At 59.4% G+C, this 13184-nt stretch carries 11 protein-coding genes; 1 reads left to right on the forward strand and 10 read right to left on the reverse strand.

From position 1 onward, the window contains the following. Nucleotides 1-15: 15 nt before the first annotated feature. The 10 genes from IAI51_RS12640 to IAI51_RS12685 form a co-directional block, all read right to left on the reverse strand. The gene (locus tag IAI51_RS12640) at nt 16-936 is read right to left on the reverse strand and encodes a restriction endonuclease (protein ID WP_187678798.1); all 921 of its coding nucleotides are present in this window, start codon (nt 934-936) and stop codon (nt 16-18) included. Nucleotides 937-1433: 497 nt separating this feature from the next. Then, nucleotides 1434-2180, reverse strand: a complete 747-nt coding sequence (locus IAI51_RS12645; protein WP_187678799.1) for a helix-turn-helix transcriptional regulator — start codon at nt 2178-2180, stop codon at nt 1434-1436. 222 nt (nt 2181-2402) lie between these two features. Next, nucleotides 2403-2930 carry an inorganic diphosphatase gene (gene ppa / locus IAI51_RS12650; protein ID WP_045881121.1) on the reverse strand — a complete coding sequence of 176 codons (528 nt, stop codon included), beginning with the start codon at nt 2928-2930 and terminating at the stop codon, nt 2403-2405. Nucleotides 2931-3042: 112 nt separating this feature from the next. Then, nucleotides 3043-3855, reverse strand: coding sequence for a zinc-dependent peptidase (locus IAI51_RS12655; RefSeq protein WP_187678800.1), 813 nt, complete (start codon nt 3853-3855; stop codon nt 3043-3045). A 4-nt stretch (nt 3856-3859) separates the two neighbouring features. After that, complete coding sequence (locus IAI51_RS12660; RefSeq protein ID WP_187678801.1) at nt 3860-4510, reverse strand: DedA family protein; 651 nt, start codon at nt 4508-4510, stop codon at nt 3860-3862. 230 nt (nt 4511-4740) lie between these two features. Next, a complete protein-coding gene (locus IAI51_RS12665; RefSeq protein WP_007910890.1) occupies nt 4741-5202 on the reverse strand; it encodes a GNAT family N-acetyltransferase in 462 nt (153 codons plus the stop codon). Nucleotides 5203-5317: 115 nt separating this feature from the next. Then, on the reverse strand, nt 5318-6151 hold the full coding sequence (eutC, locus tag IAI51_RS12670; protein WP_401269057.1) for an ethanolamine ammonia-lyase subunit EutC: 834 nt from the start codon (nt 6149-6151) through the stop codon (nt 5318-5320). Continuing rightward, nucleotides 6148-7542 carry an ethanolamine ammonia-lyase subunit EutB gene (locus IAI51_RS12675; RefSeq protein ID WP_064392162.1) on the reverse strand — a complete coding sequence of 465 codons (1395 nt, stop codon included), beginning with the start codon at nt 7540-7542 and terminating at the stop codon, nt 6148-6150. The genes eutC and IAI51_RS12675 overlap by 4 nt, the downstream gene beginning before the upstream one ends. A 52-nt stretch (nt 7543-7594) precedes the next feature. Continuing rightward, on the reverse strand, nt 7595-9046 hold the full coding sequence (gene eat, locus IAI51_RS12680; RefSeq protein WP_187678803.1) for an ethanolamine permease: 1452 nt from the start codon (nt 9044-9046) through the stop codon (nt 7595-7597). Nucleotides 9047-9257: 211 nt separating this feature from the next. Further along, nucleotides 9258-10778: an aldehyde dehydrogenase family protein gene (locus IAI51_RS12685; protein ID WP_187678804.1), complete on the reverse strand. Its 1521-nt coding sequence runs from the start codon at nt 10776-10778 to the stop codon at nt 9258-9260. A gap of 299 nt (nt 10779-11077) precedes the next feature. Here IAI51_RS12685 and IAI51_RS12690 point away from each other — a divergent pair, with 299 nt between their 5' ends. Beyond that, nucleotides 11078-12991: a sigma-54-dependent Fis family transcriptional regulator gene (locus IAI51_RS12690; protein ID WP_187678805.1), complete on the forward strand. Its 1914-nt coding sequence runs from the start codon at nt 11078-11080 to the stop codon at nt 12989-12991. Nucleotides 12992-13184 lie beyond the last annotated feature (193 nt).

Below are 13184 nucleotides of genomic sequence, written 5' to 3' on the forward strand. Positions count from 1 at the left end.
GCAGCAACTTCAACGTTATTCCTCATCAAAGTAATCGCGATCCAGCGTCGGCAACCGCAACAAACGAGATGTCACGCCCACCTCATGATCCATCATTAGATGCACCAGCCGCGTGCCATCTACCAACACAATTCCGTCCACCGATTTGGCGAAGTCAACAGCGTGCGCCGTAAAGCCGGAGGTGGTGATGAACACGCCGCGCTTGGCTTTTTGCCCAGCGAGCGCCCCGTAGAACGCCTGCAGTTCAGGCCGGCCAACCGTGTTCTGCCAGCGTTTGGCCTGAACATAAACCTTCTCCAGCCCCAACTTGTCGAGCGAAATAATGCCGTCGATGCCTGCATCACCGGAACCGCCGACACGTTGCAGATCATTGCGACTGGCGCCGTAACCTAGGCGATGAAGCACATCCAGCACGATTACTTCGAAGCGGTTGGGGCTGACTTGCAGCAAGTTATCCAACAGGTCGGCCGCCGTGGCATCGCGCAATTCTTTTAGCGCTCGCTCCAGTCGGTCGTCAGGGCTTTCGGTAGCGGAGGCCAGATCTGGCTCCACATTTGGTTGGTCATCCAGTGGCTCGGCATCAGGCGCGACTTTCAGCTTCACATTCATGTAGCCGATCGCTAAATGCTCCACATCCTTGGCCGACAGTGGAAATGCATGCTCCTTGGCGTACTGCACGCCCGCATCAGTCAACTTCCAATAACCGCGTTTGGCACTGCTGGAAAGACCGGCACGCTTGAGTCGATCGTGCGCCCAGCCTGATCGGTTCTTGTAGGTGAACTGCCCACTCGCGAGCTGTTCTTCACGCTGTGCCTCGGTCAGTTGCATCGTTTTTGCTGCGGCTTCGTGAGCCTCCCGCGCGGGTACACCTTCAGATTTGGAGGCGAGAAAACGTAGGATCGGTTCGATGAACTGATCGTAGGTTGGAACGGACATGGGCGCATCCCTGTGCTGATGGGTGTTTTTGAACTGACCGGCGGGCGAGTATAAATTAACGCTCGCTGAGGATGCCTTCGAGCGTTAGCGCTGATGCCGTGAAAGCGTAAGCCGCTGTTTCATGGCTCTATCATGTGTCGAGCGGCTGTGACCTGAGCACTTTCCAGTAGGCATTAAAAAGCCGGCTTGTGGCCGGCTTCTCGGGGACGGGCTTGGTTCATTTTTGGTAAACCGCGCCAGCCTTCAAAATGTACACCCGGATCTGCGTCCGGCTGTGGGACTTGGCAGACGTTGGTCTGCCGCGTCGGGCGTCATCTGAGCCGCGGGAGCGGGTCAATGCGCGAATGTGGGGCGCAGGATACTGAGTTTTGCTCGGGATTCCCAGTGGGAAGTGCGGGTTAGAGCGATCTCACTGGCCAAAATCCGAGATTTGTACTGTCTATCCGGGCCTCATCGCGAGCAGGCTCACTCCTACAGGGGAGGAGCAAGCCTTCGGATTAGAGAAACGGTACCACCGGCCGTCTCTTGCTCAGTGTCGACCACCAGAACACCCAGCCCAATATATGAATCCTTTGCTCTTCGATCTGCGCTGGGCGAAAGACTTCGTCCGGGTATTCGGCGCTGTTGTGGCTGCGCAGGCGCAGGCCGTTGCCGGGCATGCGGTGCAGGTATTTGATGCGCAGCATGCCGTCGTGTTCGATGGCGTAGATTTCGCCGTCGACGACCTGGGTCAGGCCGCGGTCGATGGCGAGTATCGAGCCGTCTTCGATGCGCTCGGCCATGCTGTTGCCGATCATGTGGGCGCAGATGGCATCGCTGTGGCGCACTTCCAGTTGGTCGAGGTGGGCGCGGGGCAGGCGGATGGTTTGATCCGGATCGAGGATGACGTGGGTTTTGCCGGAGTCTTTGGTGAGCGGCATTTCCTTGAAGAACGCCAGGTCGATGTCGTTGGGGTCGATGACGGTGTACGCGCCGCGGATGGCGTGGGCGTCAAAGGTGTCACCATTGCTGGCAGGCGGCGTCAGGCTCGGCGCCTCTTTGGTGCCCTCGCCGGTTTTCAGCCATTCGCTGTTGACGGACAGCAGGCGTGAGACTTCTTCCATGCGATACGCCGGGACGCCCCGGGTGTACCAGTTGTGGACATTTTGGGCTTCCGTGCCCCAGAACTTTGCGAAACCCGTGGTAGAGATGTTCGCTTTTTCCAGGAGTGCCTTGAATCTTGGACCGCTAGTGTTCTTTCTCATAAACACGGAGTCTACGGCCGTGCCAGAGCGGTTTGAATAAACCGGGCGTTCAAAAACGGGCTGAATTTTGCGACGGGATGTAAGACGTTCTTGTGGGAAATTAAACAAGTTAAAACCGCGTCGCGCGGATTTTAAACGTCCTGTTTAAGGAAGCTGATCTCGCGCATAAAAAACCCCGGATCAACCGGGGTTTTCTGCAAGCATCACGCAGGTCGCAAGCGCTTAGCCTTTGTAGGCAGCAACCGACTTGGTGATCGCTTCGCGGGCGGCGTCTGCACCGGCCCAGCCTTCGATCTTGACCCACTTGCCTTTTTCGAGATCTTTGTAGTTCGCGAAGAAGTGCTCGATCTGCTGGATCAGCAGAGGAGGCAGGTCAGTGTATTCCTTCACGTCGACGTACAGCTGGGACAGCTTGTCGTGTGGCACTGCGATGACTTTGGCATCGCCGCCGCCGTCGTCGGTCATGTTCAGGACGCCGACTGGACGCGCGCGGATCACCGAGCCTGGTGCAACCGGGTAAGGGGTCACAACCAGCACGTCGAGGGGATCACCATCGTCAGCCAGGGTGTTCGGGATGAAACCGTAGTTGGCCGGGTAGAACATTGGGGTGGCCATGAAACGGTCAACGAACAGGCAATCGCTGTCTTTGTCGATTTCGTATTTGATCGGCGCGTGGTTGGCCGGGATCTCGATCGCGACGTAGATGTCGTTCGGCAGGTCTTTGCCAGCCGGAATCTTGCTGTAGCTCATTGGGCGTTGCCCCCGTAGTTGACCAAAAACACTTGGCCGGATTGACCAAAAAGTGGCGGCGATTATAGGCATATTCTGCAGCCTACGCCATGTACTGAGCGTCGTTCGGCGCTCAGTCTTGCGCCTGATAGACCGGGTCTGTGGCCTGAAGTTGCTGCAACCTGCCCAACGGATCCTGCCGGTAGAAACGCTTCAGTTGCAAGTAGACCTGTGGATAAGCCTCGTACAGCAGATCCGGTGCGCTGAAGAAATACTCGCTGGTGACGGCAAAGAACTCGGCCGGGTTTTCCGCGGCGTAGGGATCGATGGCGGTTTCGGCGTCAGGGTTGTCATCGAGTTGCAGATTGAGGTCGTCGTAGGCCTTTTGCATCACCTCGGCCCAGTCGCTGACGCGCATGTCTGTGTGCAGCGGCGGCAGGCCGTTGGCATCGCCATTGAGCATGTCGAGTTTGTGCGCCAGTTCGTGGATCACCAGGTTGTAGCCTTCCCAGCCACCACTGGCCATCACGCCTGGCCAGGCCAGAATGATCGGCCCCTGCTGCCAGGCTTCGCCGCTGTGTTCGCCATCCCATTCATGCTCGACGCCGCTGGCATCGCGATGGCGCTGCGGGCTGAGGAAGTCGTCGGGATAGAGGACGATCTCGTGAAAGCCCTGATACCAATTCAAGTCGCCCAAGTGCAGAAGGGGTAATTGCGCTTGTGCGGCGAGCAGCAGGCGTTGTTCCTGATGCAGTTCGACGCCGGGCAGGGCGCTCAGGTGTTTGTCGTCGAGGAACAAGACGCAGGCCTCGCGCAGCCACTGGTCTTCGGCGGCCGTGATGCCGTCAAGAAAACTCAGGTGATGGCGCACCCGTTGCCACAGGTCGTCGGCAATCGGGTGCTTCGCCAGAATGCGCCGGCGTCGCCAGGCGCTGAGCGACCACACAGGCTTAGTGCGATTGGGCTTTGGTGCCGCCGAAACGGCTGCGAACCACGCCGATGATCATCGGCACCAGCGACAGCAGAATGATCGCGACCACCAGCAATGAAAGGTTCTTCTTGATGAACGGTACATTGCCGAAGAAATACCCCAGCGTTACCAGGCCGCCAACCCAGAGAATGGTGCCCAGGACGCTGAAACCGAAAAAGCGCGGGTAGGGCATCCTCGCAACGCCGGCGACGAATGGAGCAAAGGTGCGGATGATCGGCAGGAAGCGCGCGAGGGTTACGGTTTTACCGCCGTGCTTGTCATAGAAATCGTGAGTTTTCTGCAGATAGTCGCGGCGGAAGATTTTCGAGTTCGGGTTGCTGAACAATTTTTCCCCGGCCGTTCGTCCGATCACGTAGTTGGTGCTGTCACCCAGGATCGCCGCGAGCATCAGCAGACCGGCCAACAACACCGGGTCCATGCCACCGCCAGCCGCAACGGCGCCAGCGATGAACAGCAGCGAGTCGCCCGGCAGGAACGGCATCACCACCAGACCGGTTTCACAGAAAATCACCAGAAACAGGATGGCGTAGATCCATGGCCCATAGTTGTTCACCAGCAAATCGAGGTAGACGTCGAGATGCAGGATAAGGTCGAGCGGGTTGAAATCCATGGAGGCACCTGTGGTGATGGCCCAACTCTGCAGGCCCGTGCGAATGACTTCGTGTAAGCCTACAAGCAGGTGTAGTTTTTCTTACAAGCCGGAAAGCTCGGGATTATACGGTCTGAAGGATGAAACGCGCGTTGGTTTTGTAGCGAGGAATGTCGGGGTGTGAACAATTGTCAGGTAGGCATTCTTTGTGGCGAGGGAGCTTGCTCCCTCATCACAGGCTGCCAACGCCGTCAGAGCTCTTCGCTGATCGGCAACACGTAGTTCTTGAACTCGGTGTCTTCCTTGAATCCGATGGACTCATAGGTTTTCTGCGCGACTTCATTGTTACTGCTGGTGGAAACGCGCATGCGCACGGCCTGGGTTTCCTTGGCCATTTTCTTCGCGGTGCGGATCAGGTTGTCGGCGACCAATTGGCGTCGGGCATCTTCGGCGACATAGATATCGTTGAGGATCCACACGCGTTTGAGTGACAGCGAGGAGAAGCTTGGATACAGCTGACAGAAACCCATGAGTTTCTTGTCGTCATCGTCGGCCAGGGCCAGATAGATAACCGACTCCTTGCGGCGCAGGCGTTTTTCGAGGAACGCGCGGGAGGAGTCCGGGTAAGGCAGGGAACCGTAGAACTCGCGATATTTGACGAACAACGGGGTCAACAAATCCAGATGTTCGAGGGTCGCTTGAATAATCCGCATGATAGGTCTCGTCTTCAAGTGGCTGTCTTCAACTGCTCTGACGGCGATGGGAAACCCTGGCGGCCGTGCATCGATCCTGCCTGAAACCTTCGCAGAAACGCAATGCGGAAACGGTTCAGGTTGGGGGCGGACCGAGTAGGAAGTTTCCTTTCATGTCCGCCCCTGCGTCCGACTCCAACGTCTGAACCTGTGCTTCGTCCTTCAGATTGACTCCCGACAGCTGCCGCCGACAGGCTTCGCGCATCAGATACAGCAAGCGATGCGCCGCCATGCCGTAGCTCAAGCCCTCTAGCCGCACGTTGGAAATGCAATTGCGGTAGGCATCGGTCAGTCCGATTTTTGGATTGTAGGTGAAATATAAACCGAGGCTGTCTGGCGAACTCAGGCCAGGGCGCTCACCAATCAGCATCACGACCATTTTTGCGCCGAGCAGTTGACCGATTTCATCACCGACGGCTACCCGTCCCTGTTCCACCAGAACGACGGGCGCAATGGACCATCCGTCAGCACTCATCTGATCTTCCATGCGAGTGAGAAACGGCAACGTATGCCGATGCACCGCCAGTGCTGACAAACCGTCGGCCACGACAATCGCCAGATCGACGCCGCCCGGATGCGCGGCTGCGTAATCGTGCAAGGTCTGCGCTGACTCGTCACTGAGCTTGCGCCCCAGATCCGGACGTTGCAGGTAACTGTTGCGATCCACCGCTGCGCTGTGCAAAAGCAGGCTTTCACGCCCGCGCTCACTGAGTTGCGCGCTGAGTTCTGCATGATCGAACGGCAGATGCACCGCATCCCGCGCCTGTGCGTGGGCAAACTGAAAATCAAGCTGGGCGCTGGTCGGCAAACTGGTGCCGGTGCGGCCAAGAGCGATCCGTGCCGGGGTCAGGCGGCGCAGTTCCAGCCATGGGTTTTGCGGGTCGACGGGCGGTTTTTCCATAAGGCTCATCCCAGTTGCGCCAGGGCCTGGCGGAAGGCCGGCGGCAGGTTGTTGCCGAAGCGGACCTTGCCGTCAGCCTGAGTGAAGATGCCCATGTTGGCCAGCCATTGTTCGAACTCAGGTGCCGGTTTCAAGCCCAGAGTCTGGCGTGCGTAGAGGGCGTCGTGGAACGAGGTGGTCTGGTAGTTGAGCATGATGTCGTCGGAACCGGGGATGCCCATGATGAAGTTGATCCCGGCCACACCTAATAGGGTCAGCAGGGTATCCATGTCGTCCTGATCGGCTTCGGCGTGGTTGGTGTAGCAGATGTCGCAGCCCATCGGCACGCCGAGCAACTTGCCGCAGAAGTGGTCTTCGAGGCCGGCGCGAATGATCTGTTTGCCGTTGTAGAGGTATTCCGGGCCGATAAATCCTACGACGGTGTTCACCAGGAACGGCTTGAAATGTCGCGCCACGGCGTAAGCCCGCGTCTCGCAGGTCTGCTGATCGACGCCGTGGTGAGCGTTGGCCGACAGCGCGCTGCCCTGGCCGGTTTCGAAATACATCAGGTTCTGCCCGAGGGTGCCGCGATTCAGGCTCAACCCGGCGTCATAGCCTTCCTGCAAAACATTCAGGTTGATGCCGAAACTGGCGTTGGCCGCTTCGGTGCCAGCAATCGACTGGAACACCAGATCCAGCGGCACCCCACGGTTGATCGCTTCGATGGAGGTGGTGACGTGGGTCAGCACGCAGGCCTGGGTCGGAATGTCGTAACGCTGGATGATTGCGTCGAGCATTTCCAGCATGGCGCAGATCGAGGCGATGCTGTCGGTGGCCGGGTTGATGCCGATCATTGCGTCGCCGTTGCCGTACAGCAGGCCGTCGAGAATGCTCGCGGCGATGCCGGACGGCTCGTCGGTCGGGTGGTTCGGTTGCAGTCGGGTCGACAGGCGTCCACGCAGCCCAAGGGTGCCGCGAAATTTTGTGACGACGCGGATTTTCTGCGCGACCAGCACCAGATCCTGCACGCGCATGATCTTCGATACAGCAGCGACCATTTCCGGGGTCAGGCCGGGGGCGAGGGCGCGCAGGCTGGTTTCATCGGCGGCGTCGCTGAGCAGCCAGTCGCGGAAACCGCCGACGGTGAGGTGGCTGACTACGGCGAAGGCTTGTTTGTCGTGGGTGTCGATGATCAGGCGGGTGACTTCATCGGACTCATAAGGGATCAGCGCTTCTTGCAGGAAATGCGTGAGCGGGATGTCGGCCAGCGCCATTTGCGCAGCCACGCGCTCGCCGTCATTGAGCGCGGCAACCCCGGCGAGAAAATCCCCCGAACGCGCAGGGCTGGCCTTGGCCATGACGTCCTTGAGGCTGTCGAAGCGGTAGGTCTGGGCGCCGACCGTGTGAGCGAAACTCGCCATACAGAATTCTCCGTGACGGCGCAGGTCAGCCCTGCGCCGTGGTTTTCGACCGTCAGTGCAGGGCTTTTTCAGCGTTCTGAATCGCCGCGAATTCTTCCTCCGGCGTACCTGCTACCAAGTGATGTCGACTGTAGAAAGCAAAGTAAGCAATTAACACTCCATAGATGATAGCGGCGCCGATCACGACCCGCGGATCGACCAGGAAACCCGCAATCACGGCGATGCAGGCCAGCACCAGCGCAACACCCGAGGTGAAGATGCCGCCGGGCGTACGGTACGGACGATCCATTTTGGGGCGGCGGATGCGCAGGGTGATGTGCGCGGCCATCATCAGCACATAGGAAATGGTCGCGCCGAACACCGCCACCAGAATCAGCAAGTCGCCCTGGCCGGTCAGCGACAACCCGAAACCGATGATCCCCGGAATCACCAGCGCCAGCACCGGTGCCTTGCTTTTGTTGGTCTCGGACAATTTGCGCGGCAGGTAGCCTGCGCGGGACAAGGCGAAAATCTGCCGCGAATAGGCGTAGATGATCGAGAAGAAACTGGCGATCAACCCGGCCAGGCCCACGAGATTGACGAAACCGCCCATCCAGGTCGAGCCGCCGTAGGCTTTGCTCAACGCTTCAACCAGCGGGTTGCCCGACGTCAGCAGCGAGTTGGCACCTGCGCCGCCCGGCCCGACGATCAAAATCAGCAGGGCAAACGCCAGCAGCACCAGCATGGCGCCGATGAGCCCGCGTGGCAGGTCGCGCTTGGGGTTTTTGGTTTCTTCGGCGGCCAGCGGCACACCTTCCACCGCGAGGAAAAACCAGATCGCGTAAGGAATCGCCGCCCACACGCCGACATAGCCGAACGGCAGGAAACTGCTGGCGCCGGTAGCGTTGCTCACTGGGATGTCGAGCAAATTGGCGACGTCAAAGTGCGGCACCATGGCCACCAGAAATACGCCGAGCGCCAGAGCAGCAATGGCCGTGATGACGAACATCAGCTTCAACGCTTCGCCCACCCCGAAAATGTGGATGGCGATAAAAATGATGTAGAACGCCAGATAAATCATCCAGCCGCCGATGCCAAACAACGATTCGCAATAAGCGCCGATGAACACGGCAATCGCGGCAGGGGCGATGGCGTATTCGATAAGGATCGCGGTTCCAGTCAGGAAGCCGCCCCAAGGGCCGAACGCGCTGCGGGCAAATCCGTAACCGCCACCGGCAGTAGGAATCATTGAGGACAGTTCGGCCAGGGAAAAGCACATGCACAAATACATGGTGGCCATCAGCAGTGTCGCGAGGAACATGCCGCCCCACCCGCCCTGAGCCAGGCCGAAGTTCCAGCCGGCATAATCGCCGGAGATCACATAAGCGACCCCAAGCCCCACCAGCAGCACCCAGCCGGCGGCGCCTTTTTTCAGTTCGCGTTGTTGGAAGTAGTCCGAACCGACTTTTTCGAAGTCGACGGAAGAGCCAGTCGCCGGAGCGCCAGCAGGGGATTCGCTAGGCATAGGGTTCACCATTCTTATTGTTTTATTGGCCCAGTTGCGGGGCCGGGGACCATTGGGTTGAATCGCACATCGCTTTCGCGAGCAGGCTCGCTCCCACATTGGATGTGTGTCGAGTCGAGCATTGCGGGGGCACGCAGTCCCTGTGGGAGCGAGCCTGCTCGCGAAAGCGGTCGAAAGGGCGAGGCAGAAATATCTGCCTCGCCCCTATGCTTTAGAAGAAGCCCAACGGATTGATGTCGTAGCTCACCAGCAGGTTTTTGGTCTGCTGATAGTCGTCGAGCATCATCTTGTGGGTTTCACGGCCGACGCCGGACTTCTTGTACCCACCGAACGCGGCATGCGCCGGGTACAGGTGGTAGCAGTTGGTCCACACGCGACCGGCCTTGATTGCGCGGCCCATGCGGTAGGCGCGGTTGATGTCGCGGGTCCACAGGCCGGCGCCAAGGCCGAACTCGGTGTCGTTGGCGATGGCCAGGGCTTCGGCTTCGTCCTTGAACGTGGTGATGCTCACCACCGGGCCAAAGATTTCTTCCTGGAACACGCGCATCTTGTTGGTGCCCTTGAGCAGGGTCGGCTGGATGTAATAGCCGGTCGACAGATTGCCCTCGAGTTTTTCCACCTTGCCGCCGGTCAGCAGCTCTGCGCCTTCGCCCTTGGCGATTTCCAGGTAGGACAGGATCTTGTCGAATTGCTGCTCGGACGCCTGAGCGCCAACCATGGTGTCGGTGTCCAGCGGATCGCCACGTTTGATTTGCAGGACTTTCTTCATGACCACGGCCATGAATTCGTCGTAGATCGATTCCTGAACCAGTGCGCGGGACGGGCAGGTGCAGACTTCGCCCTGGTTGAAGAACGCCAGCACCAGACCTTCGGCAGCTTTCTCGATGAAAGTCGGCTCGGCCTGCATGATGTCTTCGAAGAAGATGTTCGGCGATTTTCCGCCCAGTTCCACGGTGGACGGGATGATGTTTTCGGCAGCGCATTTCATGATGTGCGAGCCGACCGGGGTTGACCCGGTGAAGGCAATCTTGGCGATGCGTTTGCTGGTCGCCAGCGCTTCGCCGGCTTCTTTGCCGTAGCCCTGAACAACGTTCAGCACGCCCGGCAGCAGCAGGTCGCCGATCAGTTCGACCAGCACGGAAATACCCAGCGGAGTTTGCTCGGCAGGTTTGAGCACCACGCAGTTACCGGCGGCCAGGGCTGGCGCAAGTTTCCACGCGGCCATCAGGATCGGGAAGTTCCACGGGATGATCTGGCCGACCACGCCCAGCGGTTCATGAATGTGATAAGCCACGGTGTTGCCGTCGATTTCGGCAGCGCTGCCTTCCTGGGCGCGGATGCAACCGGCGTAGTAGCGGAAGTGGTCGGCGGCGAGCGGGATGTCGGCGTTGAGGGTTTCGCGGATGGCTTTGCCGTTGTCCCAGGTTTCGGTGATCGCCAGCAGTTCGAGGTTGGCTTCGATGCGGTCGGCGATTTTCAACAGGATCAGCGAGCGCGCCTGCACGGAGGTCGCGCCCCACGCATCGGCGGCAGCGTGGGCGGCGTCCAGTGCCTTATCGATGTCTTCGGCAGTGGAGCGGGGGAATTCGGCAATTGGCTGGCCGTTGACCGGCGAAGTATTGGTGAAGTACTGACCTTTGACAGGCGCGACGAACTCGCCGCCGATGTAGTTACCGTACTTGCTCTTGAACGAGACTTTGGCGCCTTCAGTACCGGGGTGAGCGTAACGCATGATGTTCTCCTTGGCTTTGTACTTATTAGAGAAACGCGCAAGTGCGCTTGCTATAAGCGTAGAGCAAAGGTCGGGCCACCGCCGTGCAGGTCAGGTAAATCAAGGCCTTGCGCGGTTTCTGTCGGACGGGTGGATGAAGGCTGTGACGGTTTCGGTACAGATGCGGTGACAGTTTGTACCGCTTTTGGCACAGTCAGTGACCGGGCAGTCTTGCCAGCATTGCAATGCGCCGGTGGCTGGAGGATGCTGGGCGTCACCTCAAGCATTGGGCCACCGAGCCTCGGGGAGAACAATAAGAAATGCACGACAACCATTTGAGTCGCCATGCCCAACAGGTTCTCACCGCCACCCAGGGCAAACCTCACCTGCACGGGCCCGGAGCTGATCCGTCAATCGCCCGCTCATGGCTGCGCTGTCTTGAGGATTATCATCTCGACCCCGCGCTGAGCATGGCGCCCACCGTGCTCGAACACGGGCGCGTCCTCGAAAGCCGCGAACGTCTGCAGCAGGTCTTGAAGATTGCCGGCAATGAAATGAGCAGCCTGCATCAACAACTCTCCGGCGCCGGCCACGCGGTGCTGCTGACCGACGCGCGCGGGGTGATCCTCAATTGCGTCACCGCGCCCACCGAACGCAAGATTTTCGAACGCGCCGGCCTCTGGCTCGGTGCCGACTGGAGCGAAGCCTGTGAAGGCACCAACGGCATCGGCACCTGTCTGGTCGAGCGTCAGGCGCTGACTATTCACCAGGACGAACACTTTCGAGGGCGCCATACGGGCCTGACTTGTTCGGCGAGTCCGGTGTTCGATCCGCACGGCGAGTTGCTGGCCGTGCTCGATGTGTCCTCGGCGCGCCACGACGTCTCGCGCCAGAGCCAGTTCCACACCATGGCGCTGGTCAATCTGTCGGCGAAGATGATCGAGAGTTGCTACTTCCTGCGTTGTTTCGATAACCAATGGCTGCTGCGTTTCCATCTCCAGGCCGAATCCGTAGGGTTGTTCAGCGAAGGGCTGCTGGCGTTTGACGGGGAAGGGCGGATCAGTGCGGTCAACCAGAGTGCGCTGAACCTGCTCGGACATATTCGCGGTGGCTTGCTCGGCAAACCGGTGGAGGCGTTTTTCGATTGTTCGCTCGATGAATTGCTTGGCCGGGCGAGCGCCAATGCCAGCGCCAGTTGGCCGTTGCGCACCCGCGATGGCCGGCAGCTGTTTGCCGTGTTGCGTGGCGAATCGCGCAAGCCGCCGCCGATCATGCGCTCACCAGTTGTCACCGAGGCACCACGCTTGTCGGGCATCTGCCTTGGTGATGCGACGCTGCAAGCGAACTTCCGCAAAGCCCTGCGCGTTTTCGAGCGTGATGTGCCGCTGTTGATCAATGGCGAAACGGGCTCCGGCAAAGAAGCCTTCGCCAAAGCGGTGCATCAAGCCAGTCAGCGGTCGAGCAAGGCGTTCGTCGCACTCAACTGTGCAGCAATCCCCGAGAGCCTGATCGAAAGCGAGCTGTTCGGCTATCGCGGCGGTAGCTTCACTGGTGCTCGCAAGGACGGCATGCGCGGCAAGTTGCAGCAGGCCGATGGAGGCACGCTGTTCCTCGATGAAATCGGCGACATGCCGCTGGCCTTGCAGACCCGCTTGCTGCGGGTGCTGGAAGATCGGCAAGTGGTGCCGATTGGCGGGGAACCGGAAGCGGTCAATGTGCGGATCATCAGCGCGACCCACCGCAATCTGCTTGAGCGGGTTGCGGACGGCAGCTTCCGTGAAGATCTGTATTACCGGCTCAATGGGCTGGAAGTGGCGTTGCCGGCGTTGCGCGAGCGCAGTGATAAATCGCAACTGTTGGACTTCCTGCTGGCCGAGGAGGCTGGCGGCGAGACGATATTGATTGAACAACCTGCGCGTGAGGCGCTGCTGGCGTTCAACTGGCCGGGCAATGTGCGGCAGTTGCGCAATGTGCTGCGCACGTTGGCGGCGTTGTGTGATGAAGGGCGGATCGGGCTGGAGGATTTGCCGGCGATGATTCGGCAGGTGCGGGTGGCGGTTTTGCAACCTGATGTATCTGAGCATCCATTGGAAGATGCTGAGCGGGTTGCGCTGCTTAAAACGCTGGAACAGACGCGGTGGCATATGACGCATACGGCTGAGCAGTTGGGGGTTAGTCGTAATACGCTTTACAGGAAGCTGCGTAAACATGGCATTGAGCGGCGGGTCAGTTAGAGCCCTCACCCTAGCCCTCTCCCAGAGGGAGAGGGGACTGACCGAGGTGTTCTGGCGATTTACGCCGACCTGAATCATCGACGTGAACTCAGCATTTGAAAGCAACCGAGATCGGCTCCCTCTCCCTCGGGAGAGGGCTGGGGTGAGGGGCGACAATCCACAGCCGAACACAAATGCCATTCCCGCCCCATCA

This window comes from Pseudomonas sp. N40(2020), from assembly GCF_014472415.1.
Lineage (GTDB): Bacteria > Pseudomonadota > Gammaproteobacteria > Pseudomonadales > Pseudomonadaceae > Aquipseudomonas.